The 23,529-nt window shown below is 62.3% G+C and carries 25 protein-coding genes; 2 read left to right on the top strand and 23 right to left on the bottom strand.

All coding sequences use genetic code 11. The features are described 5' to 3' along the window. Nucleotide 1: 1 nt before the first annotated feature. The 13 genes from RFM98_RS03460 to RFM98_RS03400 all read right to left on the bottom strand — a co-directional run bounded on the left by RFM98_RS03460 (nt 2) and on the right by RFM98_RS03400 (nt 12,432). On the bottom strand, nt 2-868 hold the full coding sequence (locus RFM98_RS03460; protein ID WP_320307503.1) for a carbohydrate ABC transporter permease: 867 nt from the start codon (nt 866-868) through the stop codon (nt 2-4). Then, nucleotides 869-1,936: an ABC transporter ATP-binding protein gene (locus tag RFM98_RS03455; RefSeq protein ID WP_320307502.1), complete on the bottom strand. Its 1,068-nt coding sequence runs from the start codon at nt 1,934-1,936 to the stop codon at nt 869-871. 11 nt (nt 1,937-1,947) lie between these two features. Further along, on the bottom strand, nt 1,948-3,027 hold the full coding sequence (locus RFM98_RS03450) for an ABC transporter ATP-binding protein (RefSeq protein ID WP_320307501.1): 1,080 nt from the start codon (nt 3,025-3,027) through the stop codon (nt 1,948-1,950). Nucleotides 3,028-3,066: 39 nt separating this feature from the next. Continuing rightward, nucleotides 3,067-4,593, bottom strand: coding sequence for a glycerol-3-phosphate dehydrogenase (glpD, locus tag RFM98_RS03445; protein ID WP_320307500.1), 1,527 nt, complete (start codon nt 4,591-4,593; stop codon nt 3,067-3,069). A gap of 128 nt (nt 4,594-4,721) precedes the next feature. Further along, nucleotides 4,722-5,489: a DeoR/GlpR family DNA-binding transcription regulator gene (locus RFM98_RS03440; RefSeq protein WP_320307499.1), complete on the bottom strand. Its 768-nt coding sequence runs from the start codon at nt 5,487-5,489 to the stop codon at nt 4,722-4,724. 120 nt (nt 5,490-5,609) lie between these two features. After that, nucleotides 5,610-6,011, bottom strand: a complete 402-nt coding sequence (locus tag RFM98_RS03435; RefSeq protein ID WP_320307498.1) for a hypothetical protein — start codon at nt 6,009-6,011, stop codon at nt 5,610-5,612. Nucleotides 6,012-6,044: 33 nt separating this feature from the next. Then, nucleotides 6,045-7,460: a pyridoxal phosphate-dependent decarboxylase family protein gene (locus tag RFM98_RS03430; RefSeq protein ID WP_320307497.1), complete on the bottom strand. Its 1,416-nt coding sequence runs from the start codon at nt 7,458-7,460 to the stop codon at nt 6,045-6,047. Between the two features lie 109 nt (nt 7,461-7,569). After that, nucleotides 7,570-8,301, bottom strand: a complete 732-nt coding sequence (locus RFM98_RS03425; RefSeq protein WP_320307496.1) for a proteasome-type protease — start codon at nt 8,299-8,301, stop codon at nt 7,570-7,572. Between the two features lie 32 nt (nt 8,302-8,333). Beyond that, nucleotides 8,334-9,128, bottom strand: a complete 795-nt coding sequence (locus tag RFM98_RS03420) for a transglutaminase family protein (protein WP_320307495.1) — start codon at nt 9,126-9,128, stop codon at nt 8,334-8,336. A gap of 64 nt (nt 9,129-9,192) precedes the next feature. Then, a complete protein-coding gene (locus RFM98_RS03415) occupies nt 9,193-10,134 on the bottom strand; it encodes an alpha-E domain-containing protein (protein WP_320307494.1) in 942 nt (313 codons plus the stop codon). 63 nt (nt 10,135-10,197) lie between these two features. Beyond that, nucleotides 10,198-10,557, bottom strand: a complete 360-nt coding sequence (locus tag RFM98_RS03410; protein WP_320307548.1) for a four helix bundle protein — start codon at nt 10,555-10,557, stop codon at nt 10,198-10,200. Nucleotides 10,558-10,614: 57 nt separating this feature from the next. After that, nucleotides 10,615-12,027 carry a circularly permuted type 2 ATP-grasp protein gene (locus tag RFM98_RS03405; protein WP_320307493.1) on the bottom strand — a complete coding sequence of 471 codons (1,413 nt, stop codon included), beginning with the start codon at nt 12,025-12,027 and terminating at the stop codon, nt 10,615-10,617. A gap of 168 nt (nt 12,028-12,195) precedes the next feature. After that, nucleotides 12,196-12,432 (bottom strand): Lrp/AsnC ligand binding domain-containing protein, encoded by a 237-nt coding sequence (locus RFM98_RS03400; protein WP_112098429.1) that lies wholly within the window; start codon nt 12,430-12,432, stop codon nt 12,196-12,198. Nucleotides 12,433-12,644: 212 nt separating this feature from the next. Here RFM98_RS03400 and RFM98_RS03395 point away from each other — a divergent pair, with 212 nt between their 5' ends. Further along, on the top strand, nt 12,645-13,064 hold the full coding sequence (locus tag RFM98_RS03395) for a DUF4864 domain-containing protein (protein ID WP_320307492.1): 420 nt from the start codon (nt 12,645-12,647) through the stop codon (nt 13,062-13,064). Nucleotides 13,065-13,112: 48 nt separating this feature from the next. Here RFM98_RS03395 and RFM98_RS03390 read toward each other — a convergent pair whose 3' ends face one another. The 9 genes from RFM98_RS03390 to coaD form a co-directional block, all read right to left on the bottom strand. Then, nucleotides 13,113-14,483, bottom strand: coding sequence for a glycosyltransferase family protein (locus RFM98_RS03390; protein WP_320307491.1), 1,371 nt, complete (start codon nt 14,481-14,483; stop codon nt 13,113-13,115). 235 nt (nt 14,484-14,718) lie between these two features. Next, a complete protein-coding gene (locus RFM98_RS03385; RefSeq protein WP_320307490.1) occupies nt 14,719-15,444 on the bottom strand; it encodes an SDR family NAD(P)-dependent oxidoreductase in 726 nt (241 codons plus the stop codon). A gap of 62 nt (nt 15,445-15,506) precedes the next feature. Continuing rightward, nucleotides 15,507-16,637 carry a tRNA guanosine(34) transglycosylase Tgt gene (gene tgt, locus RFM98_RS03380; RefSeq protein ID WP_320307489.1) on the bottom strand — a complete coding sequence of 377 codons (1,131 nt, stop codon included), beginning with the start codon at nt 16,635-16,637 and terminating at the stop codon, nt 15,507-15,509. Continuing rightward, a complete protein-coding gene (locus tag RFM98_RS03375; protein ID WP_320307488.1) occupies nt 16,630-16,899 on the bottom strand; it encodes a hypothetical protein in 270 nt (89 codons plus the stop codon). Before RFM98_RS03375 ends, tgt begins: the two co-directional genes overlap by 8 nt. Continuing rightward, complete coding sequence (gene queA / locus RFM98_RS03370) at nt 16,889-17,977, bottom strand: tRNA preQ1(34) S-adenosylmethionine ribosyltransferase-isomerase QueA (protein WP_320307487.1); 1,089 nt, start codon at nt 17,975-17,977, stop codon at nt 16,889-16,891. Before queA ends, RFM98_RS03375 begins: the two co-directional genes overlap by 11 nt. After that, nucleotides 17,977-18,426 (bottom strand): DMT family transporter, encoded by a 450-nt coding sequence (locus tag RFM98_RS03365; protein WP_320307486.1) that lies wholly within the window; start codon nt 18,424-18,426, stop codon nt 17,977-17,979. Before RFM98_RS03365 ends, queA begins: the two co-directional genes overlap by 1 nt. 9 nt (nt 18,427-18,435) lie before the next feature. Then, complete coding sequence (locus RFM98_RS03360; protein WP_320307485.1) at nt 18,436-18,948, bottom strand: peptidylprolyl isomerase; 513 nt, start codon at nt 18,946-18,948, stop codon at nt 18,436-18,438. Between the two features lie 29 nt (nt 18,949-18,977). Then, nucleotides 18,978-19,508 carry a peptidylprolyl isomerase gene (locus RFM98_RS03355; protein ID WP_320307547.1) on the bottom strand — a complete coding sequence of 177 codons (531 nt, stop codon included), beginning with the start codon at nt 19,506-19,508 and terminating at the stop codon, nt 18,978-18,980. Nucleotides 19,509-19,585: 77 nt separating this feature from the next. Then, the gene (gene coaD / locus RFM98_RS03350) at nt 19,586-20,086 is read right to left on the bottom strand and encodes a pantetheine-phosphate adenylyltransferase (protein WP_320307484.1); all 501 of its coding nucleotides are present in this window, start codon (nt 20,084-20,086) and stop codon (nt 19,586-19,588) included. A 415-nt stretch (nt 20,087-20,501) separates the two neighbouring features. Here coaD and RFM98_RS03345 point away from each other — a divergent pair, with 415 nt between their 5' ends. Next, nucleotides 20,502-20,654 carry a hypothetical protein gene (locus RFM98_RS03345; RefSeq protein ID WP_320307483.1) on the top strand — a complete coding sequence of 51 codons (153 nt, stop codon included), beginning with the start codon at nt 20,502-20,504 and terminating at the stop codon, nt 20,652-20,654. Nucleotides 20,655-20,705: 51 nt separating this feature from the next. On the opposite strand, the gene gyrA is transcribed toward RFM98_RS03345, so the two are convergent. After that, complete coding sequence (gene gyrA / locus RFM98_RS03340; RefSeq protein WP_320307482.1) at nt 20,706-23,492, bottom strand: DNA gyrase subunit A; 2,787 nt, start codon at nt 23,490-23,492, stop codon at nt 20,706-20,708. Between the last annotated feature and the right edge of the window lie 37 nt (nt 23,493-23,529).

Here is a 23,529-nt window from a genome sequence, read left to right as displayed (position 1 = left end):
CTCAGCTCTCCGCGTCGTAGTTGGTCATCACGGTGTAGAACACCCACGACAACAACAGGATGATGAGGAAGTAGACCAGCGACATCGCGGCTGCCGGACCGAGGTCGAACTGGCCGAGCGCCGTCTTGACCAGGTCGATCGACAGGAAAGTGGTAGAATTGCCCGGACCGCCGCCAGTGACGACGAAGGGCTCGGTATAGATCATGAAACTGTCCATGAAGCGCAAAAGCACGGCGATCAAAAGCACGCGCTGCATCTTCGGCAGCTGGATGTAGCGGAACACCGCCCAGCGCGAGGCGCCGTCGATCTTGGCTGCCTGGTAGAAGGCGTCGGGAATAGAGACCAGTCCGGCATAACAGAGCAGCACGACCAGGCTGGTCCAGTGCCAGACATCCATGATGATGACGGTGACCCAGGCGTCGATCGGATCCTGGACATAGTTGTAGTCGATGCCCAGCGCATTGACGTAGTAGCCGAGCAGGCCGATGTCGTTGCGGCCGAACACCTGCCAGATCGTGCCGACGACATTCCACGGAACCAGCAGCGGCAGTGCCATCAGCACCAGGCAGACCGGCACGCCCCAGCCCTTCTTCGGCATGTTGAGCGCGATGAAGATGCCGAGCGGCACCTCGATCGCCAGGATGATGAAGGAGAAGATCAGGTTGCGCACCATCGCTTCCCAGAAGCGGCTGGAATGCAGAAGGTCCTCGAACCATTCGGTGCCGGCCCAGAAGAAGACGTTGTTGCCGAACGTGTCCTGCACCGAATAGTTGACGACGGTCATCAGCGGGATGACGGCCGAGAAGGCCACCAGCACCAGCATCGGCAGGACAAGGAACCATGCCTTGTTGTTCCAGGTCTTGTTCATCTACGCCCCCATCTCGACGCGCCAGGAATCGGCATAGATGTTGATACCCGCGGGATCGAATCGGACCTTCGGGTCGGCCGGAACTTCATCGTCCTCGCCGATCACCGCTGCAATTTCTCTACCCTCCAGGTTGGCGCGCACCACCTTGTGGCGGCCGACGTCCTCGACCTTGCTGACCTGGACGGCCATCCCTTCACGGCCGAGCCGCACATATTCGGGACGGATGCCAAGTTCGACGGCACCGGTTTCGGCCTTCGGCACCCCGGGCAGCTCGATGCGCTGCGCGCCGAGCCTCGCGGTCCTGCCCTCGAGCGCCACCGGCAGCACGTTCATGCCTGGCGAGCCGATGAAATAGCCGACAAAGGTATGGCGCGGGCGCTCGAAGAGTTCCGCCGGCGTGCCTATCTGCACGATCTCGCCGTCATACATGACCACCACTCGGTCGGCGAAAGTCAGCGCTTCGGTCTGGTCATGCGTGACATAGACCATGGTGTAGCCAAAGCGGCGGTGCAGCTGCTTCAACTGCGAGCGCAGCACCCATTTCATATGCGGGTCGATCACCGTCAGCGGCTCATCGAACAGGATGGCGTTGACATCCGAGCGCACCAGGCCGCGTCCAAGCGAGATCTTCTGCTTCTGGTCGGCGGTGAGCCCGCGTGCCTTCTTCTTCGCCATCGAGGCGAGATCGATCATGTCGAGCGTTTCGCGTACCTTGCGGTCGACATCGGCTTCCGGCACGCGGCGATTGCGCAGCGGGAAGGCCAGATTGTCGTAGACGGTCATGGTGTCGTAGATGACCGGGAACTGGAACACCTGGGCGATGTTGCGCTCCTGTGTCGACAGGTTGGTCACGTCCCGGCCGTTGAACAGCAATTGGCCGTGCGAGGGATGCAGCAGTCCCGAAATGATGTTGAGCAAGGTGGTCTTGCCGCAGCCCGAAGGTCCAAGCAGCGCATAGGCGCCGCCATCCTCGAAGGTGTGATGCACCTCCTTCAGCGCGAAATCGGAATCCTTCTGCGGGTTGGGCAGGTAGGAGTGGCGGATATGGTTGACCTCGATGCGCGCCATCGCTTTGCTCCTCAGGCCGCCAGCTTCGACGCAGTCACGGCGCGGCCGTTCTGGTCGAAAGCCATGATGTGGCGTGGATCGATGTACACCTCGACCTCGTCGTCGGTCTCGAAGTCGAGAATGCCATGCGCAAGCATCACCCAACGCGCATCGGCGAAGTCGAGGTGGACGAAGCTTTCCGAGCCGGTGATCTCGGTGATGGTGACCTTGGCCCGCACCGGCACGGCGCTGGCGTTCGGCCGCTCCAGCGACAGATGGTGCGGCTGGAAACCGATCGTATAGCTGGCGTCCGGAATGCCGTTGAGCTCCGGCGGCACCGGCAGCTTGACGCCGCCTTCGAGCAGGAAGTCCGACCCCTTCTTGGCGAGCACGATGGTGTTGAGCGGCGGATCGGCGAAAGTCCTCGCCGTCACCAGGTCGACCGGCTTGCGGAACACTTCGACGGTCGGGCCGAATTGCGTGACCCGGCCTTCCGAAAGTGTAGCCGTATTGCCGCCGAGCAAGAGCGCCTCGTGTGGTTCGGTCGTGGCATAGACGAAGATCGTGCCGGCAGCGGCAAAGATCTTCGGCAGCTCGGCGCGCAGCTCCTCGCGCAGCTTGTAGTCGAGATTGGCTAAAGGCTCGTCGAGCAGCACCAGGCTGGCATTCTTGACGATGGCGCGGGCAAGCGCCGTGCGCTGCTGCTGGCCGCCGGACAGGTTGAGCGGCGTGCGGTCGAGATAAGGCGTGAGCTTTAGCAGCGCGGCGGCGTTCCGCACCTCCTTGTCGATCCTGGCCCGGTCGACGCCGGCAACCCGAAGCGGCGAGGCGATGTTCTCGTAGACGGTCATCGCCGGGTAGTTGATGAACTGCTGGTAGACCATGGCAACGTTGCGCTTCTGCACCGGCTGCCCGGTGACGTCCTTGCCGTCGAACCAGACCGAGCCGGAAGTCGGCGCGTCGAGACCTGCCATCAGCCGCATCAGGCTGGTCTTGCCGGAGAGCGTCGGCCCGAGAAGGACGTTCAGCGAGCCGTGCTGAAGCGTCAGCGACACGTCGCGGATGTGCTCCTGCGCGCCGACCGTCTTAGTCACGTTCCTCAGTTCCAGCATCACGCCTCCTCCCAGGCCTTGCGCAACAGCGGTAGATCCTTATTCCGCCGCAGCGACATGGCGGCTGCTCAGTCCGCGCATGAATTCTTCCAGTGCCGCCGTCTGTTCACGGCTGAAATGCAGGCCGCGCTTGGTGCGGCGCCAAAGCACGTCCTCGGCGGTGACCGCCCATTCGTTTTCAACCAGATAGCGAACTTCCGCTTCAAAAACGTCGGCGCCGAAATTGCGGCCGAGATCGGCATTCGACTTGGCGAGCCCGAGCAGCTTTTCCGCGCGCGTGCCGTAAAGCCGGGTGAACCGGCGCGCCAGCCGCTGGTCGAGGAACGGATAGGTGCTCTTCAGCCTGGCGACCTGGGCATCGAAACCGGTCGCCGGAAAATCGCCGCCAGGCAGCGGCGCGTCATGCGTCCACGGCTTGCCGCGCTTGCCGAGAAAACCTTCGATCTTCTCCAGCATCGATTCCGCCAGCCGGCGGAAGGTCGTGATCTTGCCGCCGAAGGCGTTGACCAAGGGGGCCGCGCCCTCCCCGCCATCGGCCTTCAGCACGTAGTCGCGCGTCGCCTCCTGCGCCTTGGAGGCACCGTCGTCATAGAGCGGACGCACCGCCGAATAGGTCCAGACGATGTCGGAGCGCTTCACGGGCTGCGCGAAATATTCGCTTGCCGCGGCGCACAAATAGTCGATCTCGGTATCGGAGATCTTCACCTCATGCGGATCGCCAGGATAGTCGCGGTCGGTGGTGCCGATCAGCGTGAATTCTTCCTCGTAAGGAATGGCGAAGATGATGCGGCCATCCTTGTTCTGGAAGAAATAGGCGCGCGGATCGTCGAACTTCTTGCTGACGACGATATGGCTGCCCTGCACGAGGCGGACATTATGGACTTCGTTCTGGCCGACGGCGGTCTGCAATACGTGATCGACCCACGGGCCGGCGGCGTTGACGAGAAGCCGCGCGCGAACCTCTTCAGTCTCACCGGTAAGCACATTCTGCACTTTTACGGTCCAAAGCGCGCCGTCGCGCCGCGCGCTGACGACCTTGGTGCGGGTGCGGACAATGGCGCCCCGGTCGGCGGCGTCACGGGCGTTCAGCGCCACCAGGCGCGCATCATTGACCCAACCGTCCGAATATTCGAAAGCCTTGCGGAACAATGGCTTGAGCGGCTTGCCTGCCGGATCGCTGGCCATGTCCAGCGTCTTCGTCGCCGGCAGCAGCTTGCGCCCGCCGATATGATCGTAGAGGAAAAGTCCGAGCCGGATCAGCCAGGCGGGCCTGAGGCCCTTGGCGTAAGGCAGCACGAAGCGCATCGGCCAGATGATGTGCGGCGCGTTCTTCCACAGAACCTCGCGCTCCATCAGTGCTTCGCGCACCAGCCGGAACTCGTAGAATTCGAGATAGCGAAGGCCGCCATGGATGAGCTTGGTCGAGCCTGACGAGGTTCCGCTGGCGAGATCGTTCATCTCGGCGAGGTATACCGAAAATCCGCGACCAACGGCGTCGCGGGCTATGCCGCAGCCGTTGATGCCGCCGCCTATGACGAAAATGTCATGGATCGGAGATGCGTCCAAGGAATCCTCCAACGATTTCGCATTGCACCATTTTTGTGTTTTACGAAACCGTGGCGGGATTATTTCGAACTCAAACCGAATGTCAAACGAAATATCACAGCTGGGTGAGACAACCCTGAATACGAGCCCTATTCGAGCGCTGTCTCGATCAGCCGAACCTCGGTCTCCTCGCAGATTTTGCGGATCGAGGGTATCTCGCAACGATCGGTGATGAAGGTATTCACCTGCGAGAGATGGCCGATCCGAACCGGCGCCGTGCGCTCGAACTTGGTCCGGTCGGAGACCAGAATGACATGGCGGGCATTGGCGATGATGGCCTGCGCCACCTTCACCTCGCGGAAATCGAAATCGAGCAGCGCGCCGTCATGGTCGATCGCCGAGGCGCCGATGACGGCGTAATCGACCTTGAACTGGCGGATGAAATCGACGGCCGCCTCGCCGACAATGCCGCCGTCGGAGCCGCGCACCACACCGCCGGCGATCACCACCTCGATCGTAGGATAGATGCGCATCCTATTGGCAACATTGATGTTATTGGTGATGATCATAAGCCCGCTATGGTCGAGCAACGCCTTGCTGACGGCCTCCGTCGTGGTGCCGATATTGATGAACAGCGAGGCGTTGTCCGGGATCAACCTCGCCGCCGCGCCGCCGATCGCTTCCTTCTCGTCGGCGGCAATCTTGCGCCGCGCCTCATACTCCATGTTCTCGATGCCGGACGGGAACAGCGCGCCGCCATGGATGCGGGTCAGCAGGCGCTGATCGCACAGATCGTTGAGGTCTTTGCGGATGGTCTGGGGAGTCACGTTGAAATGCGTCGCTAGGTCATCGACCAGCACCCGGCCATGGTCTTTCGCCATCTGGATGATTTCGGCGTGGCGTGGCGAAAGAAACATCGCGCATCCTCTCGTTTTCGTTTTTCCCCTCTATACGAGAAAACGAAAGCAGTGAAAAGGCAACCGGTCGGCTAATGAAATTTCGGGTGGCCGCAATCAACACGCCGCCCACTCCAGGTATCAGACGCGCTCCGCCACCTTGCGCTCCACGGAAGCGGCCTTGCCCGGTGAGCGGATCATCAGAAACCTGCCCGACCAGTTCCCGCGGATACGCCAGGTCCCTTCGATCTCAGTGGCATCGCCGTTCAGGCGTCCGCTGTAGTCGATCGGCTGCACATGCGATCCGGCGTTGGCGTAGGTCTTCACGAAAGCAACCGCTTTGCCGTCGCGCCGTCCCTCCAAGGTCGCATAGCGCAAGGCGCTGCTGGCCGGACCGGCCTGCTCATGCGTCGTTCCCGTCAAACCGGATGCCGTCTCGAAAAGCGTCGCAACGAAGGAGACCGGCGCCAGCTCGCGCGGATAGAAATAGCGGCCATTCCAGACGCCCGTAAGATTTTGCGCTGTCGCGTCGCGGACGGTCACGATCTTCTCCCCGGCCGCGTTTCGGCAGCTATCTCAGGATGCGAGCGATCTCGCACATTCGCAGATGACATTGAAGGCCGCATCGACATCCGCTGCCGTCGATTCGAACTGGCCGGCCTGGAAGCGGATGGCAACCCGTCCATCCACACGGGTCTGCGTGAGATAGATCCGGCCATCCGCATTGATGGCGTCGACCAGGCGCAGATTGTGCTCGTCCAAATCCGCGCCGGACGTCGCGCGATGCCGGAACGAAAACAGCGACAGCATGGGTTCGGAAACAAGCTCGAAATCCGCTTCCTTGGCCAGGCGCGCGGCAAGCCCTTCGCTCCAGGCGACATGGTTGCGGATCATATTGCGCAGGCCCTCGAGGCCATGGGCACGCAGCAGAAACCAGAGCTTTAGCGCCCGGAACCGTCGGCCGAGCGGCACCGACCATTCCGAATAGTTGATGATGACGTCATGGCCTCGCGTCTTCAGATAATCCGGCTTGATCGCCAGCGTGCGCACCAGGTCTTCCGGCTGGCGCACGAACTGGATCGAGCAATCGAACTGCGCGCCCAGCCATTTATGCGGGTTGAAGACGATGGAATCCGCGCCTTCGACGCCGGTCCAGAAATGCCGGTATTCCGGGCAGATCATCGCCGACCCGGCCCAAGCGGCGTCGACATGCAGGTAAAGCCCGTGCCGCTTCGCAATCGCGGCCACCGCCGCAATGTCGTCTGTGCCGCCGGTGCTGGTGCCGCCGACGCACGCGATGATGCCGGCCGGCAGCAGGCCGGCGTTGCGATCGGCGACGATAGCCGTCTCCAGCGCCGCCGCGTCCATCGCGCGGAAGCGTCCGCTGACCGGGATGCGGACGAGGTTTTCCTCGCCGATGCCGGAGACCCAGATGGCGCGGTCGATCGATGTATGGACCTGGTCGGAGGAATAGACGCGGAGCCTGCCCTGCCCCGCCAGGCCCTTCTTGTTGCCCTGCCAGTCGAGCGCCCGCTCGCGCATGGTGAGCACCGCCGCAAGCGTCGCCGACGAGGCCGAATCCTGGATGACGCCGGAAAAGCCTTCCGGCAGGCCAAGCGCCTGGCGCATCCAGTCGACGATGCGCATCTCGAGCTCGGTCGCCGCCGGCGAGGTCTGCCACAGCATGCACTGCGCGGCCATCGCCGAGACCAGATATTCCGCCACGACCGACACCGGCGCTGCATTGGCCGGGAAATAAGCGAAGAAACGCGGATGCTGCCAATGCGTCATGCCCGGCACGATCTTCGCTTCGAAATCGGCGAAGATCTTTTCCATAGGCTCAGGCATTTCGGGCGGCGAGGTCTCGATGCTCCTGAAAATCTCGCCCGGCGCGATGGTCGGCCGCACGGGTCGGTCGCGCAGACCGGCACGATAATCGACGCCCCAATCGGCCGCCCGCCTCGACCAGTCGCGGAATTCGTCATTGTCCATGCTTCCTCCAAACGGCTTGCCGGACGCGCTGACCAGTCCGATCGCCTCGGATTTTGATTAACATGTTAAATACATCGAGGCAATGGCCGGCAATTTCGCCCGGCCTGCGCTACCCTGGAAAATCCGGCAGGCTGGCAAAAGCCGCCTTGAGCGCGTTCGACCAGCCCTCGGAAATGGCGAGATAGTACTGATCGTCCCGACCGATACGTTTCTTCAGGCCGACCTTCAACGTGTCCTGTTCCAGGAACAAAAGGTCGAGCGGAAGGCCGACCGACAGGTTCGACTTCAGCGTCGAGTCAAACGAGACCAGCAGCAGCTTCACGGTCTCGGCCAAGCTCATCGCGCGATCATAGGCTCGGATGATGATCGGCTTGCCGTATTTGGTCTCGCCGATCTGGAAGAACGGCGTGTCGTCGGTCGATTCGATGAAATTGCCCTCGGGGTAGATCATGAACAGCCTGGGCGGGCTGCCCTTGATCTGGCCGCCGAGAATGAAGGAGGCATTGAAATAGGAATCCGCCTTCTCGCCATCCGGCGACGCATGCGCGATAACTTCCTTGACCGTATCCCCGACCAGCCGCACCGTCTGGTACATGGAAGGCGTCTCGAGCAATTTCTCATGCCGCTCGCCGATCGCCTTGTTGCGCTCGTCGAGCAGGCTGACGACCGCCTGCGTCGTGGCAAGGTTGCCGGCCGACATCAGCACGATCACCCGCTCGCCCGGTTGCTCCCAGACATGCATCTTCTTGAAGGTCGAGATCGAATCCATGCCGGCATTGGTACGCGTGTCCGACATGAACACGAGCCCACGATCGATCTTGAGGCCGACGCAATAAGTCATGGAATCTCTTCAGGCAGCAATCTCGCCGAGAACTACTGCTCTACCGTGACGGTGACCGCAAGCTGTTCCTCCGCCTGTCCCAGTCGAATTCCCGACACCGGCGAGGCGTCGCGGTAGTCGCGGCCGGTAGCCACCCTGACATAGCGCTCATCAGGGGAAATGCCGTTGGCGGCGTCAAAAGCGACCCAGCCGAGACCTTGCACGTGGGCTTCGGCCCAGGCATGGCTTGCCGCCTGCTCGATTGCCGCGTCCATCATCAGATAGCCGCTGACATAGCGGGCCGGAAAGCCCATGGCACGCGCGCCTGCGACAAAGATATGACTGTGATCCTGGCAAACGCCGGTCTTCAGCGCCAAAGCCTCTTCCGCCGGCGTCGTCACGCTGGTGGTGCCCGGCGTATAGGCGACGCGTTCGACGATCAGCGCCATCAGCCTGTGCAGCCTTTCAATGTCGGCGCCGTTGCCGACCGCCGCGGCAAGGTCGCGAATGCCCTCGCCGGGAACGGTCAAAGCGGTCTCCTGGCTGAACAGCCACAGCGGCGCAAAGCCATGATGTGGGCCCGAAACGCCCGCTGTGTCGCGCGTGACAACCTCGCCGGAGGCCTCGACGGTGATGAAGTCGCGCTCGCCCTCGACGCTCAGCAGCCTGTTATCGTTGCCGAAATGATCGTTGAAGCGCACTTCCTCGCGCGCACCTTCGATCTTCAGCGCCCAGGACAAGACCGTCTGCGTCGGGCCGCTGACCGGCAACAGCCGCAGCCGCTGCAACAAATAATGCACCGGCGCATCGTAGCGATATTCGGTCCGGTGGGTGATTTTCAATCGCATAACTTGTCTTCCGCTTTGAGCATGACCTTATCCGAAAACCGGGTCCCACTTTTAGGAGGCATGCTCAATTGAACCGGTAGTCTTGCGCGATCTCGTCACCGAGCTTGGTGTTGTCCTGAATGAACTCGGCCAGGAACTCGTGCAGGCCGTGATCGAATATATCCTTGATCGACCCCCTCTTGAGCAGCGCCTGGATCTTCTCGGCCGTGCCGTGGCAGGCATGGCGCGCGCCATAATCGTCGGCGAGGAATTTCAGGTGCTCGCCGAGGAAGCGGTAGCAGAAGGTCAGCGAGCGCGGCATGCGAACATTGAGGATCAGATAGTCGGCAATATTCGTCGGCTTATAGTCGGCTTCATAAACCCAGCGATAGGAGCGGTGCGCCGACACCGAGCGCAGGATCGACTCCCACTGGTAGTTGTCGAGCGTCGAGCCGACCCAGGACAGTGAAGGCAAGAGCACATAATATTTCACGTCGAGGATGCGCGCCGTGTTGTCGGCGCGCTCGACATAGGTGCCGAGCTGCGAGAAATCGAAAATCTCGTTGCGCAGCATCGTGCCGTAGAACGAACCGCGGATCAGCGCTGTTTCGCGCTTGATGGCATCGAGCACCGTCGGCAGGTCGCGTTCGTCGATCGGCCTCGCCAGCATACGCTTCAGCGACATCCAGGCTTCGTTGATGCTTTCCCAGGTTTCGCGCGTCAGCGCCGTGCGCACCATGCGGGCATTGTTACGCGCCGTCTCGATCGACGACATCGTGCTCGACGGGTTCGAGATGTCGCGCAGCAGGAAGTCGGAGACGTTGGCTGCGGTGTAGTCCTGATACTTCTGGCTGAAGGCGATGTCCGAGCCGGCACTGAGCAGCACCGAGTTCCATTCCTCCGACGCGCTCTGCGTGCGCGTCAGCGCCATGCGCAGACCGGCATCGACGAGGCGCGCCATGTTTTCGGCCCGCTCGATATAGCGGTTCATCCAGTAGAGACCGTTGGCGGTGCGGCCCAAAAGCATATCAGCTTGCTCCGATGTCGAGCGAGTAGCGAATAGCGAGTAGCGAGTAGCGGAAAAAGGACTTCATGACTTTTGTTGCAGGCTCCTGATCATCGAACGTAGCATTTTCCCGATCTCATCAGTTTGGCCAAGCAAGGTGGCGACCTCCGCTTCGACCATCGATCCTACCTCCCCACACAGGATGAGATGTGTTTCCAACTCTTTCAGCGAGCCCTGCGCCGTGCGAAGAAATTGAATAAAGACTCCCGTACTTTCTCTTCCGTGACCTTCTGCAACATTCGCAGCGATGGAAGCTGCCGAGCGTCGTATCTGAGAGGTCATCCCATACACCTCGCTGTTTGGAAAACCTTTCGTGGCCGTGTAGCAATCCACCGCCAACTTCAAGGCCGCCTTCCAAACAATCAGATCTCTGTAGGAATTGATTGCCGTCGTATTCCCCTCTTTTCCCTACTCGCTACTCGCTATTCGCTACTCGCTCTTTCAATCATCCAACACCCAAGTGTCTTTCGTCCCGCCACCTTGTGATGAGTTCACAACCAGCGAGCCTTCCTTCAGGGCAACGCGCGTGAGGCCGCCCGGCACGATCTGAATGCGGTCGGAAACCAGCACATAGGGCCGAAGGTCGACATGGCGCGGCGCCAGGCCCTTTTCGGTCAGGATCGGGCAGGTCGACAGCGCCAGCGTCGGCTGGGCGATGTAGTTCGAAGGCTTTGCCTGCAGCTTCTTGGCGAACTCCTGGCATTCCTTCTTGGTCGCCGCCGGGCCGACCAGCATGCCGTAGCCGCCGGAGCCATGCACTTCCTTGATGACGAGTTCGTGGATGTGCTCGAGCACATATTTGAGGCTGTCCGCTTCCGAGCAGCGCCAGGTCGGGATGTTGCCGAGGATCGCCTTGCGGCCGGTGTAGAACTCGACGATCTCCGGCATGTAGGAATAGATCGCCTTGTCGTCGGCAATGCCGGTGCCGGGCGCGTTGGCGATGGTGATGTTGCCGGCGCGGTAGACATCCATGATGCCCGGCACGCCAAGTGCCGAGTCCGGCCGGAAGGTCAGCGGATCGAGGAAGGAATCATCGACGCGCCGGTAGAGCACGTCGATCTGTTTGTAGCCTTCGGTCGTGCGCATCGCGACATGGCCGTCGACGACACGCAGATCCTGCCCTTCGACGAGTTGCACACCCATCTGGTCGGCGAGGAAGGCATGTTCGAAATAGGCCGAGTTGTAGGAACCGGGCGTCAGCACGGCGATGGTCGGCGTGCCCTTGGTGCTTTGCGGGCGCACCGCGGCGAGCGACTGGCGCAGGAGCTGCGGATAGTTCTCGACCGGCCGCACCTTGATCTTCTGGAACAGCTCCGGAAAGAGCTGCATCATCGTCTCGCGGTTCTCCAGCATGTAGGAGACGCCCGATGGCGTGCGGGCATTGTCCTCCAGCACGTAGAACTCGTTCTCCGAGATGCGCACGATGTCGACGCCGATGATATGGGTGTAAACGCCTGCCGGCGGTTTGACGCCGATCATCTCGGGCAGAAACGCCTCGTTCTTGGCGATGAGGTCCCTCGGCACCCGTCCGGCGCGCAGGATCTCCTGGCGGTGGTAGATGTCGTCGAGAAAGGCGTTCAGCGCCTGCACGCGCTGCTCGATGCCCTGCGTCAGCCGGCGCCATTCCTGGCCGGAGAGGATGCGCGGCACAATGTCGAAAGGAATCAGCCGCTCGGAAGCTTCCTGCTCGCCATAGACGGCAAAGGTGATGCCGGTCTTGCGGAAGACGCGCTCGGCATCCTGCATTTTCTCGGTAAGCCTGGCCGGGTCCTGCTCCTTCAGCCAGCGATCGTAAGCCTCATAAGGTCTTCTCAATCCGGAGACTTCCGGAAGCATTTCGTCGAACGCTGCCAATCGCGTACTCCCCTCTGAGACCATTTCACTGGCCTCGCCGGAGAAAATCAAGCGCAATCGGTGATTCAGGAAGCTGCGGAGGCCACTCCATGCAAATTGCCTAAATTTAAGGCATGAGCGGCAAGGCCGGGTCAGCTCCTGCTTCCCGGCGGGGCATCGCCAGGCCGGTCAGAACGCCCGGAAGGTGACGATGGTGAAGGTGTCCTTGATTCCGGGCAGAATCTGCACCCGTTCGTTGACGAAGTGGCCGACGTCCTCCTCGTCATCGATATAAAATTTGGCGAGCAGGTCGAAATTGCCGGCGGTCGAGTAGATCTCGGAGGCGATCTCGGCATCGGCGAGCGCGCTGGCGACCTCATAGGATTTGCCCAGATCGCATTTAATCTGCACGAAAAATGCCTTCATTGCCCGGTCCTGCCAGCCTGCTTCACGAATGAGCGGCCCTTGTGGCAGACTGCCGCCCGGCTTTCAAGCATCACGCGCTGCGCGCCTCAAAGAGTGCCTGATCCCGCCCCATGGCGCCGAAATGGCGAAATCTTCGCAGGTTGGTGAAACCACGCCATGTCGAAACGCGTATGTTAGATTGCGTTCGCCAAGCGAATTCCGGGAGGCAAGCCATGCGCCGCGCTTTGTTCGCACTAGCCCTTGTTCCAATGTTGATAGCCTCGCTTGCCTTCGCCGGCGATGCCGAGATCAAGGCCGCCCAGACCGTCATAGACAGCCAGTTGAAGGCCTTCGTCGCCAATGACGGCGCCACCGCCTATAGTTTCGCCGCGCCGAACGTGAAGCAGATCTTTCCGACCGTCGACACCTTCATGAACATGGTGACCAACGGCTACGCGCCGGTGCGCAAGCCCCAATCCTACTCTTTCGGCAAGGTCGAGCAGACCGGGCCCGGTTCGATCGTCCAGCAGGTGCTGATCGTCGGACCCGACGGCAAGGACTATGAAGCGGTCTATACGCTGCAGCAGCAGCCTGACGGCAGTTTCAAGATCACCGGCTGCAGCCTGCGGGCCTCGACTTCGGTCAGCACTTGAGCAATCAAGCAAAGGCGTGTGACGTCCGGATTCCGACTGGGTCCGCACTCAATTCCGGCGCTGATACAGCGTCCAGCCCAGGCCTGAAAGACCCCAGCTCGTCGAGGCGTCGACACGCTCATAGGTCGACCTGCAGCCCGGCACGGCATCGACATGTTGCGGCTGCCGGTCGATGGCGCCTTCGAGGATCAGCCAGGACGGACGTTCGTCACATATTTTGTCTTTCGCGACAAACGATGCCTGGCGTCCCAGGCGTTTGGCAAAATAGCCGACGATCATGACGGTCCGGAATTCCTGGTTGGTAGCGTAGTCCGCCGTGCCGTCACGCGTCATTTTGTCGACCATCGTGGCGTAGGATCCCCGTCCATATTCATAGAATGGCAGCAGAAACGTCGTCGTGCCGGCAAGGATTGCCACCATCGCGGCCGCCGCCAACACCCGGTACTTGCCCCCGGCGGCGAAACCACGCCCAAGCAACTCGCCCGCCCACAGCAACATCAATGTTGCGGGAACGAGGAAGTAACGCTGGAATTCGGCATTGGGCAGTCGCGCCATTGCCATGACAATGGGCAACCCGACGATCCCGATGAGATAGAGGCTGGCCCGCCGGTCGCGCCATATTGCGGCGCAGACGCAGACGAGGCCGCATGCGGCGACAATACAGACCCAGCCGCCGATCCAATCCGGCACGCCGAACAGATAGCGGATCATTCCGCCATAGCCCTGCGCGAAGGCCTGAAGCGAGAATGGCAAGGCGCCGCCGATCCTGAAGCCAAACAGCAGCCTGCCAACGAGCATGCAGGCAGCGAGCGGCAGCACAGCCAGGAAGGCCGGCGCGAAAATCTGACCGAGCTCGGCATTGACCCGCTCGAAGCTGCCGGTGCGCCGCCAGATGAGCCAGGCGGTCCAGGCTACCAGGACGGCCACGGTTTCTACCATGATGAGATGAGACAGAAAGCCGAGGAGGACGATCGCCCCGAACGCAATGCCCGAACCCCGTTTGTCGAGCCGGCGCTCCAGCAACACGACCGCAAGAAGCGTGAACAACACCAGGCCGGCATAGCCTCTTGCTTCCGAGCCGTAGTGAACCATCGGATAGCTGACGGCGAACAGCAGGCTTGTGGCGACAGCGGCCCACCGGCCGCGAGCAGCCGCCCCCGCGGCAACGACAGCGCCGACACCAAGCGCTATCGACAGCCCGCGCTGAAGCAATGGCGAGGCATCGGGGCCGATCAAATAGAGGTAGATCGAATTGAGGAAATGATTGTTGTCGTGATTTACGCGCCAGAATATCTGGTCGATCGAGGTGAGCGGCTCGAGCAGCACCAGGCTCCAGATCTCATCCAACCAGAGATCGCCACGCGCGCCGAGCAGCCGCAGGACGAGGCCAGCCACCCCAATGGCCGCGACAGCGAGCAATACCGCTCCTGACCATTGTTGGACGGCAGCAACAGGCTCAGAAGAGCCGCTTGCGCGGTTGGTTTGTGCCTCGCCCGACGCTGCGGCTTGTCCCGGGATGAGCAAGGTCTCCGCCTTTGCCTGATATCATCCCGGCAATCTGTATAGTCGCAGTCGTTTCAAAATAGTTCGCACACGCTCAAGCAGAGGCCTGCAGCCTGCGGGCCTCGACGTCGCTCAGCGCATAAGCCAGTGTTCAGTAGCGAGCCCTGCCGCCGGACATGTCGAATACCGCGCCTGTGTTGAAGCTGACGGCATCGGAACAAAGCCAGAGTACCAGCGCCGCGACCTCATCAACGGCGCCAAGGCGCTTGAGCGGACTTGCCCCGATCATGTCGCTGACGACTTCATTGCCAAGTCGCCTGATAAGGTCGGTATCGATCGGCCCGGGCGCGACGCAATTGACGCGAATACCGGTGTCATTAACTTCGCGCGACAAGGCTTTGGTAAAAGCGATGATACCCGCGCTCGCCGCTGAATAGGCAGCAAGGTTAGGCAATCCCTCCTTGCCGGCCAGCGACCCCATATTGACGATGCGGCCGCTGCCGGCCTTGCGCATGACCGGCAAAACCTGGTGCGTGACCTCGAAAGTCCCGATGAGGTTGATCCCGATGATGCGCTGCCACTCGGCCGGTTCGAAGGCCTCGAAGCTGCGATAAGGCCCGAGATAGCCCGCGTTGTTGACCAGAATATCGACCCGACCGGTCTCGGCGATTACCTCGCGGAGAGCATTCTCGACATCGCCTGCCGTCGTTACGTCGACCGTCTGGCTGCGGGTTCCGTCGAGTGGCGCCGGGTCGGCATCCCATATCCAGACGTCGGATCCCGACCGTGCCAGCTGCGTGGCCACGGCCTTGCCGATGCCCCTCGATCCACCGGTCACGATCGCCGTCTTGCCGGCAAAGTCGAATGTCACAGCCATGGCTGATCCCCGAGACATGACTCTGCTCCCTGGCAGAAACTCCGTCAATCGCGGACGAGCGGCTAGATGGCCGGGACGTCGCCCCGCGTCCAGCCTTCGGTGATCTCGGCGGCGCGCGCTTCAAAAGCCTGCGCCTCGATGGCTGCCCGGATGTCCTGCATCAGCTTCTGATAGTAGGACAGGTTGTTCCAGGTCAGCAGCATGGCGCCGAGCCCCTCCTGCGAGCGTACCAGGTGATGCAGATAGGCTCGCGAGTAATCACGCGCGGCCGGGCAATCGCTTTCCTCGTCGAGCGGCCGCGGATCGTCGGCATGGCGGGCATTCCTGAGATTGACCTTGCCGCGCCGCGTGTAGGCCAAGCCGTGGCGGCCGGCGCGGGTCGGCATCACGCAGTCGAACATGTCGATGCCGCGTGCCACCGATTTCAGGATATCGTCCGGCGTGCCGACGCCCATCAGGTAGCGCGGCTTGTCGGCCGGCAGTTCCGGGCAGGTGATGTCGAGCATCTCCAGCATCACCGGCTGCGGCTCGCCGACCGCCAGCCCGCCGACGGCATAGCCCTTCAGGTCCATCGCCTTCAGCGCCTGCGCCGAACGCACGCGCAAGGCCGCGCTGTCGCCGCCCTGGACAATGCCGAACATCGCCTTGCCCGGCTGGTCGCCGAACGCCGTCTTGCAGCGCTCGGCCCAGCGAAGCGACAATTCCATGGCGCGCTCGATCTCGTTGGGCTTGGCCGGGAGCGCTGTGCATTCGTCGAGCTGCATCTGGATGTCGGAATCAAGCAACCCCTGGATCTCGATCGACCGCTCCGGCGACATTTCGTAGGGCGCGCCGTCGATATGCGAGCGGAAGGTGACGCCCTGTTCGGTCAGCTTCCTGAGCTTCGACAGCGACATAACCTGGAAGCCGCCGCTGTCGGTGAGGATCGGATAGGGCCAGCGCGCGAATTCATGCAGGCCGCCAAGCCTGGCCACGCGCTCGGCGCCGGGCCGCAGCATCAGGTGGTAGGTGTTGCCGAGGATGATGTCGGCGCCGACCCCGCGCACCTGGTCCATATACATGGCCTTGACGGTGCCGCCGGTGCCGACCGGCATGAAGGCCGGCGTGCGGATCTCGCCGCGCGGCATCGACACCAGGCCGCGCCGCGCCCTGCCGTCGGTGGCGGTGAGCTTGAAGGAGAAATTCTCAGCCATTGAATTCCTTGTCGTGCACCGGCGCACAGGGCGCCTGCTCGTCGAGCGACTGCCGGTAGCGGATGCAGCCGCGCATGAATTTCGGCCATGGCGGCACGGCGATCGCCGGCTCGGTCTTTTCCGGCAGCAGGCCCCAGAGGTCGGGGTGATGCCAGCAGAGATCATGTCCGGTCGTGTCGCGATGCGCGCGGATGCCGGCGCGCAGCTTCTTCACCTCAGCAATCAGGCTGTCGCGGTCCATGCTGTCGAGATCATCGTCCATCGCTCGTCTCCGCTCGGTAAAGCAGGCTGGCGTCGCCATAGGAATAGAACCTGTAGCGGTGATCGATGGCATGCGCATAGGCAGAACGCATCGTCTCCAGCCCGCTGAAGGCCGAGACCAGCATGAACAGCGTCGAGCGCGGCAGATGGAAATTGGTCATCAGCATATCGGCCGTGCGGAAGCTGTAGCCCGGCGTGATGAAGATGTCGGTCGGTCCGGACCAGGGCTCGATCCTGCCGTCTTCGCGCGCCGCGCTCTCCAGCAGGCGCAGCGATGTCGTGCCGACAGCGATGATACGGCCTCCCCGTGCCTTGGCCGCATTGAGCGCCTCCGCTGTCTCGGGACTTACCGAGCCGGTCTCGGCATGCATCTTGTGATCGACCGTGTCGTCGGCCTTCACCGGCAGGAAGGTGCCGGCGCCGACATGCAGCGTGACGAAACGGCGCTCGACACCCTTGGCGTCGAGCGCGGCGAACAGCTCCGGCGTGAAATGCAGGCCGGCGGTCGGGGCCGCGACCGCGCCCTCGTCCCTGGCATAGATGGTTTGGTAGTCGCTGCGGTCGCGCTCGTCATCATCGCGCTTCGAGGCGATATAGGGCGGCAACGGAATGTGGCCGACGGCGCGCAGCGCCTCGTCGAGGAACGGTCCGGAAAGGTCGAAGCCGAGCAGCGCCTCGCCCGCCTCGCCTTTCTCGAGCACCGTCGCGTCGAGCTGGCCGAGGAAGCAGGAATTGCCGTCATGGCCGAAATGGATGCGGTCGCCGGCGGCGATGCGCTTGCCCGGCCGCATGAAGGCCTGCCAGCGGTCCGGCGCCACGCGCATGTGAAGCGTCGCCTCGACCTGCGCCATAGCCTCGCCACGCCTGCGGATGCCTTTCAGCTGAGCCGGAATGACCTTGGTGTCGTTGAACACCAGCACGTCGCCTTCGCGCAGCAGCGACGGCAGATCGCTGACGGTGCTGTCCTGTAGCGTTTCGCCCGGTTTGACAACCAGCAGCCTGGCACTGTCGCGCGGCTCTGCCGGGCGAAGCGCGATGCGCTCCTCCGGCAGGTCGAAATCGAACAGGTCGACGCGCATCAGTAGAGCCGGATGAGCAGCGCCCCGGCTAGCAGCAGCACGGCGCCGGCGACGCGGCCAAGCGATATTTCGCGCACCGCGACGCCAAGGAAACCGGCGCGGTCGATCAGCATGCCGGCGAGCAGTTGCCCGGCGACCAGGAAGGCCATCAGCGCAGCCGCGCCGATGCGCGGCGTCAGGATCGTCGACAGCGTCACGTAAAAGCCGCCGAGCATGCCGCCGGCGATGAACAGCCAGGGCGCCGGCGCCTTCCAGTCGAGCGCGATGCCTTGCAGCTTCACCACCGCGAAGGCAATGATGCCAAGGACGATGGCGCCCGACAGGAAGGAGAACGCCGCGGCCGCGACCGGAAGGCCGAGGCCGCGCGCCAATTGCGAGTTGATCGGCGCCTGGATGGCGATGAAGGCGCCGGACAGGATGCCAAGCAGGGACCAGACTGCGCCCATCATCGTTTGCCTTTACTTGACGTCGGCCGCGACTTTCAGCGACACGATCTTGTCGGGATCCTGAACCGGCTCGCCGCGCTTGATCTTGTCGATATTCTCCATGCCTTCGATGACCTGGCCCCACACCGTGTACTGACGGTTGAGGAAGGCAGCGTCGTCGAAGCAGATGAAGAACTGCGAGTTCGCCGAATTCGGGTTCTGGGCGCGTGCCATCGAGCAGGTGCCGCGGCCGTGATTGGCGTTGGAGAACTCTGCCTTGAGGTCCGGCTTGTCCGAGCCGCCCATGCCCGCGCGGGACGGGGCGAATGTGGGCTTCGAGGAATTGCCGAACTTGACGTCGCCGGTCTGTGCCATGAAGCCGTCGATGACGCGGTGGAACACCACGCCGTCATAAGCGCCTTCACGCGCCAGTTCCTTGATGCGGGCGACGTGGCCGGGCGCCAGCTCGGGATACATTTCAATGACGACCTGGCCCTTGGTCGTTTCCATGATGAGCGCGTTCTCGCGGTCTTTGATGTCAGCCATGTCAGAAATCCTTTTGAAAACTGAGGAAGTTACTTGCCGTCGGCGGCGATGCGAACCTTGATCATGCGGTCCGGGTCGGTGACCGTGCCGTTGTCGGCCTCGTCGCCCTTCTTGATCTTGTCGACGAGGTCCATGCCGCCGACCACCTTGCCGACGATGGTGTACTGGCCATCGAGGTTCGGCGCCGGCGCGAACATGATGAAGAACTGCGAGTTGGCCGAATTCGGATCCTGCGAACGGGCCATGCCGAGAACGCCGCGGGTGAACTGCTCGCTCTGCGAGAATTCGGCCGGCAGGTCGGGCAGGTCGGAACCGCCGGTGCCGACGGCTCCGGGGTTGAATCCCTTCTTCATGTTCCCGAATTTGACGTCGCCGGTCTGGGCCATGAAGCCGTCGATGACGCGGTGGAAGGCGACATTGTCATAGGCGCCGTCACGCACCAGCTTCTTGATCTGCGCGACATGTTTGGGTGCCAGATCTGGACGCAGCGCGATGGTCACGTCGCCATCCTTCAGCGTGATGATCATGGTGTTTTCCTTGTCGGCGGCAACGGCCGGCATGGATGCCGCGAAAAGGCCGGCAAGCACGACAAGGAACGAAGCAAGCTTCTTCAGCTGCATGGGGATCTCCGGAAAGCTTATTTGGTGAACTTGGCGGTGAGAGCGCCGGCAACGGCCGCCGGCACGAATGGGCGGATGTCGCCGCCCATCGACGCAATCTGGCGCACAAGTGTGGCGGTAATGGTGCGCACCGAAGGGCTCGCGGGCAGAAAAACCGTCTGCAATTCCGGCGCCATCGTCTCGTTCATGCCGGCCATCTGCATCTCGTAATCGAGGTCGGTGCCGTCGCGCAGCCCCCGGATCATGATCGAAGCGCCGTGCTTGCGGGCCGCCTCGATGACCAGCCCGTCGAAGGAAACGACCTTGATGCGATCGCCGTCGCGGCCGAACTCGGCTTTGGTTGCCGCGTCGATCAGCTTCACGCGTTCCTCGAAGGAAAACAACGGGTTCTTGCCCGGATGAATGCCGATCGCCGCATAGACGGTGTCGGCCACCGCCAGCGACGCCTTGAGCACGTCGAGATGGCCATTGGTCAGCGGGTCGAAGGAGCCGGCGTAAAGGGCGGTGCGTTCGGTCATGGCAGGCTTCTAGAGCAATTCCAGGAAAAGTGTGAACGGTTTTCCGTCCGGAATTGCGTAAAACAAAAGATAGAGCGGTTCGCCGTTTCCCTGAAACGGTGAAACGCTTTAGCGAGCCTCTCAAACAAAGGCAAATCCCATCGATTGCCTAGAGCAATTCCAGGAAAAGTGTGAGCGGTTAGGCTCGGCGACTTCGCCGTAGCCTTCCGTCCGGAATTGCGGCAAAACAAAGAGATAGAGCGGTTCGCCGTTTCCATGAAACGGTGAGCCGCTCTAGCCGTGAACCTTTTCGCGCCGATGAACGACAGATGAATGCGACGATCACGAACGTTTCACGCAGCGTTCATTAGGTTGCCGCTTCAAGAGGTGAAACCAAATCACCATTTCATCGTTGTAAGCGCAGGAGAACACGCAAATGCTGATCTACATGCTTGCCACTGCAATGACCATCGTGATGCTGATCGCTACTGCATTAGGGTTGCATCAGGAGGCAGCGCGGGTGCGCGTCAAGGCCAACACCAAGCGTCTTGATGGCTTCGCCCGGCGCAACGTCTACCGCCGCTACTGATCCAACCATGATCGCACCGGCCCAAAGGGGCCGGTGACCTCACGCCAAGCCCTATTCGCTCTCACCCGTATCGTCGGCGCCCGCCTCGCCAGACGGCGCTTCATCCCCCTCCTCGTCCGACTGCGGCTCCGAAATCCGCTCCACCGAGACAACCTTCTCGCCTTCTGCCGTGTTGAAGATCGTCACGCCCTTGGTGGCGCGGCTGGCGAAGCGTATGCCGTTGACCGGCACGCGGATGACCGTGCCCCCGTCCGAAACCAGCATGATCTGATCGTCATTGCCGACCGGGAAGGTCGCGACCAGACGGCCGATTTCGGTCACTTTCGACACGTCGGTGGCACGGATACCCTTGCCACCGCGACCCGTCAGGCGGAAATCGTAGGACGACGAGCGCTTGCCATAGCCATACTCGGTCACCGTCAGCACAAGCTGCTCATGCGCCTTGAGGAATTCATAGCGCTCCTCGGAGAGCTCGGCTTCCTCGCCGACCTCTTCATTGGTCAGCGCGATCTCCTCTTCGTCGCCCGTGGCACCAGCGGTAAGCCGGCGCTCTGCCGCCGCGCGCTTCAGATAAGCAGCGCGCTCGGCGGGTGACGCATCGACATTTTCGATCACCGACATCGAGATGATGCGGTCCGTCTCGGCCATGGTTATGCCGCGCACGCCGACGGAATTGCGGCTCTGGAAGACGCGCACATCGCCGACCGAGAAGCGGATGCACTGGCCCGAATTCGCCGTCAGAAGCACGTCGTCATTGTCGGTGCAGGTCTCGACGCCGAGGATCTCGTCGCCCTCTTCCTCCAGCTTCATGGCGATCTTGCCGTTGCGGTTGACCTGGACGAAGTCGGACAGCTTGTTGCGGCGCACCGTGCCGCGCGTGGTGGCGAACATCACGTCGAGCTCGCCCCAGCTTGTCTCGTCCTCGGGCAGCGGCATGATCGTGGTGATGCGCTCGCCCTGCTCGAGCGGCAGCATGTTGATCAGCGCCTTGCCGCGCGACTGCGGGTTGCCGATCGGCAGCCGCCAGACCTTTTCCTTGTAGACGATGCCGCGCGAGGAGAAGAACAGCACCGGCGTATGCGTGTTGGCCACGAACAGCCGGGTGACGAAATCCTCTTCCTTGGTCGACATGCCGGAGCGGCCCTTGCCGCCGCGGCGCTGCGCCCGGTAGAGCGAAAGCGGCACGCGCTTGATGTAGCCGGAGTGACTGACGGTGACGACCATGTCCTCGCGCTGGATCAGGTCCTCGTCTTCCATGTCCGAACCGCCGTCGGTCAGCTCCGTGCGGCGCGGTGTGCCGAACTCGTCACGGACCGCGACCAGCTCGTCCTTGACGATCTTCTGGATGCGCGCGCGAGACGATAAAATATCAAGGAAATCAACGATCTCAACGCCGATCTTGTTCAACTCGTCGGCGATCTCGTCGCGGCCGAGCGCGGTCAGGCGCTGCAGGCGCAGTTCAAGGATGGCGCGCGCCTGCTCCTCGGAGAGATTGTAGGTGCCGTCCTCATTGATGCGGTGGCGTGGATCGTCGATCAACTGGATCAGCGGCGCCACGTCGTGAGACGGCCAGCGCCGTTCCATCAACTGCTCGCGCGCCGTCTGCGGGTCGGGTGCGGTGCGGATGAGCTTGATCACTTCGTCGATGTTGGCGACGGCAATCGCCAGGCCGACCAACACATGCGCCCGCTCACGCGCCTTGCGCAGCAGATACTTCGTGCGACGGCTGACGACTTCCTCGCGAAAGCCGACAAAGGCCCTCAGCATGTCGATCAGCGTCATCACTTCCGGCTTGCCGCCGTTGAGCGCCACCATGTTGGCGCCGAACGAGGTCTGCAGCGGCGTGAAGCGGTAGAGTTGGTTGAGGACGACGTCGGCGACGGCGTCGCGCTTCAGCTCGACGACGACGCGGTAGCCCTGGCGGTCGCTCTCGTCGCGGATGTCGGAAATGCCCTCGATGCGCTTGTCGCGCACCAGTTCGGCCATCTTCTCGATCATCGAGGCCTTGTTCACCTGATAGGGAATCTCGGTGACGATGATCGATTCACGATCGTTGCCGCGCTGCTCGATATTGACGCGGCCGCGCATGACGATCGAGCCGCGGCCGGTCGAATAGGCGTTGTAGATGCCCGAACGGCCAAGCACGATGCCGCCGGTCGGGAAATCCGGGCCGGGCACGATCTCCATCAGCGCCGTCAGGTCAATCGCCGGATTGTCGATGATGGCGATGGCGCCGTTGCAGACTTCGGTGAGATTGTGCGGTGGGATGTTGGTGGCCATGCCGACGGCGATGCCGCCGGAGCCGTTGACCAGAAGGTTCGGGAAGCGGGCCGGCAGCACCTTGGGCTCGCTGCCGGACGCGTCGTAAGTGTCCTGGAAATCGACGGTTTCCTTGTCGATGTCTTCCAGCAGCTCATGCGCGACCTTGGTGAGCCTGGACTCGGTGTAGCGCATCGCAGCCGGCGGATCGCCGTCGATCGAGCCGAAATTGCCCTGACCGTCGATCAGCGGCACGCGCAGCGACCAGTCCTGCGCCATGCGCACCAGCGCGTCATAGATCGAGGCGTCGCCATGCGGATGGTATTTACCCATCACGTCGGCGACCGGGCGCGCCGACTTCACATATTTGCGGTTCCAGTGGTAGCCGCTCTCATGCGAGGCGTAGAGGATGCGGCGATGCACGGGCTTCAGGCCGTCGCGCACGTCGGGCAGCGCGCGGCTGACGATCACGCTCATGGCGTAATCGAGATAGGAGCGCTGCATCTCCTCGATGATCGAAATCGGCTCGATGCCGGTGGGGCCGCCATCCGGCCCGCGCGGTGTCTTCTGGTCGGTCAAATCAGGTCACAATCCAGTCGGGAATCACTGCATGCTT

The sequence above is a fragment of the Mesorhizobium australafricanum genome (genome assembly GCF_033977265.1).
Classification (GTDB): Bacteria; Pseudomonadota; Alphaproteobacteria; order Rhizobiales; family Rhizobiaceae; genus Mesorhizobium; species Mesorhizobium australafricanum.
Note: the sequence above shows the minus strand (reverse complement) of the source record. Positions and strands in the feature narration are given on the sequence as shown.